The sequence below is a fragment of the Herminiimonas sp. genome (genome assembly GCF_030645555.1).
In the GTDB taxonomy this organism is placed as follows: Bacteria; Pseudomonadota; Gammaproteobacteria; order Burkholderiales; family Burkholderiaceae_D; genus Oxalicibacterium.
Window position 1 is genome coordinate 1 of sequence record NZ_JAUSME010000037.1, and the last position, 3,189, is coordinate 3,189.

General features: G+C 56.4%; 3 protein-coding genes. All 3 read right to left on the reverse strand.

Annotated features, from left to right (window positions below):
* A partial coding sequence (locus Q7T06_RS01570) for a branched-chain amino acid ABC transporter permease (RefSeq protein WP_304779010.1) occupies nt 1–1,140 on the reverse strand: 1,140 nt, incomplete at its 3' end.
* Between the two features lie 3 nt (nt 1,141–1,143).
* Nucleotides 1,144–2,091 (reverse strand): branched-chain amino acid ABC transporter permease, encoded by a 948-nt coding sequence (locus Q7T06_RS01575; protein ID WP_304779013.1) that lies wholly within the window; start codon nt 2,089–2,091, stop codon nt 1,144–1,146.
* Between the two features lie 72 nt (nt 2,092–2,163).
* A partial coding sequence (locus Q7T06_RS01580; RefSeq protein ID WP_304779017.1) for a branched-chain amino acid ABC transporter substrate-binding protein occupies nt 2,164–3,189 on the reverse strand: 1,026 nt, incomplete at its 5' end.

Consider the following 3,189-nt stretch of genomic DNA (forward strand, 5'->3'; position numbering starts at 1 on the left):
ATAGGATTTTGCTGCATCGATCGCAAAACCGAATAAATGGATGACGCTGCCGTCTGCCGCTTTAAAGCTCAGGCGATAGGACATTTCGACCAACATCACAAAACCCAGCGCCAGCAACAGGCAGATGAACGAGAGCAGCGCCAGATGCGGTGCCAAAGGCTTGAGTTTCCCATAACGCACCAGGCGTACCAGTTGCATCATCAAACCAGCGATGCCGCTCGGCGCAAGCATCACGATCAAGATGAAAAAGATACCGAGATAAAGCTGCCATGCATCAGTGAACCCCGGCAACATGAGTGTCAGGAATACCCCAACCAGCGCACCCATGATGGGGCCGAAAAAATAGCCGACGCCGCCTATGAAGGTAAACAGCAGGATCGCGCCGGAGCGCAGGGCGCTGACGTTTTCTGCACTGACGATTTCAAAATTGATGGCCGTCAAGCCGCCGGAAATGCCAGCAAAGAATGCCGACAGCATCAGCGTCAGGTAGCGCACCCATTGCGGGTCGTACCCGATGAACGCGGCGCGCTCGGGGTTGTCGCGCACCGCATTGATCATCCTGCCCAGCGGCGTTTGCGTGTATGCATACATCGCCACCGTGCTGACAAACAGCCAGATGGCGATCAGGTAATAGATCTGGATTTGCGGCCCGTAGCTGATGCCCAGGAAAGGTTTGCCAATGACGCGATTCGTCGACACCCCGCCTTCACCGCCGAAAAAACCGGGCAACATCAGCGCACAGGCAAACACCAGTTCGACTATGCCCAGCGTGATCATCGCAAACGTGGTGCCGGATTTTTTTGTCGTCACATAACCGAACAGTGCGCCAAAGAACAGCCCCGCCAGGCCACCCGCCAGCGGGATCAGCGTAACCGGTATCGGCCAGCTGCCGGCCGCCGCCAGATTGAGCGCATGGATGGCACAGTATGCCCCCAGCCCTGAATACACGGCGTGGCCGAAGGACAGCATGCCGCCCTGCCCCAGCAGCATGTTGTATGACAGCGCGAGTATGATGAAGATGCCCATCTGGCACAGCAGCGACAACGATGCGCCACGGTTGAAGATCAGCGGCGCGATCAGCAGTATCAATGCGTAAGCACCCCAGATCATCCAGCGACTGTATTTTGCGGGCTTGTGCATAGGCTAGCCTTCCCTCGTGCCCAGCAAGCCTTTTGGCCTGAAGATCAATATGAGTACCAGCAGCAGATAAGGCAGGATAGGCGCCAGTTGCGAAATGCTCAGCTTCATCAGGGCATAAGCGAACGTCGCTTCACTGACGTTCACACCGAAAGCCGCCAGCATCTGCAGCAGTGAAAAATCCAGCGCTACCGCAAAGGTTTGCAAGATGCCGATCAGCAGCGAAGCCAGCAAGGCGCCGCTCAGCGAGCCCATGCCGCCGACCACCACCACGACAAACAGGATGCTGCCCAGCGCATGCGCCATGCCCGGTTCGGTGACAAAGGCGTTGCCGCCTATCACGCCAGCCAATCCGGCCAGCGCGCAACCGCCGCCAAAGACCCACATGAATATGCGCGGCACGTTATGCCCGAGCGCTTCAAGCATTTGCGGATGCGTCAGCGCAGCCTGTATCAGCAAACCAATGCGCGTGCGCGTCAGCACCAGATAAACAGCCAGCAGCATCAGGCTCGCAAGCAGCAGCATGAAGCCGCGATAGATAGGGAAGGTAGTCGTGTAGAGCGTGAACAGCGAACCCTGCAATTCGGCAGGAATCACATACGGTACCGCGGCGCGGCCCCATACCAATTGCACCAGTTCGACGATCACATAAGACAGGCCGAAGGTGAACAGCAGTTCAGGAATGTGGCCATATTTGTGAACGGTGCGCAAACCGTAGCGTTCAACCAGCGCGCCTAGCAGCCCGACTGCCATTGGTGCCAGCACCAGCGCCGGCCAGAATCCGATCGCCGTGCTGATGCTGTAGGCCAGGTAGGCGCCCAGCATGTAAAAGCTGGCATGTGCGAAATTCAATATGCCCATCATGCTGAAAACAAGCGTCAGGCCGGAGGACAGCATGAACAGCAGCAAGCCGTAGCTCACTCCATTGAGCAATGAGATCAGCGCAAATTCCAAGAAACCGGTCTCCCCCTGTTGAGCCACCTGTGCGATTGCATCATCCGGCACCATCGCTGGCTTGCGCTGCGTTTATCTGGACGGTCGCTTCATCTGGCACGAGGTCGGCTGTGTCGCGACATAGGCATCAATCTTTTGATCGGTGCGCCAGCCATAGCCGGTATTTTCCTGGTCGAATCTGACGTCCGTATTATTCTTTTTGACCCAGGTGCCAATATACAGTGCCTGTTGCGCCTGATGATCCGATTTGCGCATGTCGACATCGCCGTTCAGGCTTTTGACCTTCATCCCTTCCATCGCCAGCGCAACTGGCAGCGGATCGGTAGCGCCGCTATCCCTGATAGCCCTGGCCAGCATCGCTATCGTCGTATACGAAGTCATCGCGTAATAGTCGTCGTTATATTTTTTCTTGAAATTTTCGACGATGTCCTTGCCGGTATAGTTTTCATTATTCGGATTCCAGTACGCCACATACTTGACGCGATCCAGGCCGGCGGCGCCCATCGCGGTCGGCACACCTGTCGTCGCGGCATAGAAAGTATAAAAACTGGCTTTCAGGTCGGCATCCCTGGCCGCCTTGATCAGCAACGCCAGGTCGGCGCCCCAGTTGGCCGTGATGACCGTATCGGCACCGGACGCCTTGATCTTGGCGACATACGGCGAAAAATCCTTCACCTGGCCGATAGGATGCAGATCGTCGCCGACAATTTGTATGTCCGGCCGTTTGCGTTTCAGGTACGCCCTCGACGAGCGCGAGACTTCCTGCCCGAGCGCGTAGTTCTGCCCGATGACATAAACCTTCTTGATATTGGGATCCCTGGCCATGAAAGTGGTCAGCGATTCCATCTTCATTTCCGAATGTGCATCGAAGCGGAAATGCCAGAAGCTGCATTTGTCATTGGTCAGTGCAGGATCGCCAGCCGAATGATTCAGGAACAGCACTTCCTTGCCGGGATTGCGCTCATTGTGCTTGTTCACCGCATCGATCAAGGCCAGCGCAACGCCGGAACCATTGCCTTGCGTAATGTAGCGATAACCCTGATCGATCGCCGATTTCAGCTGGAGCAGCGATTCCTGCGGACTGCCCTTGTTGTCGAA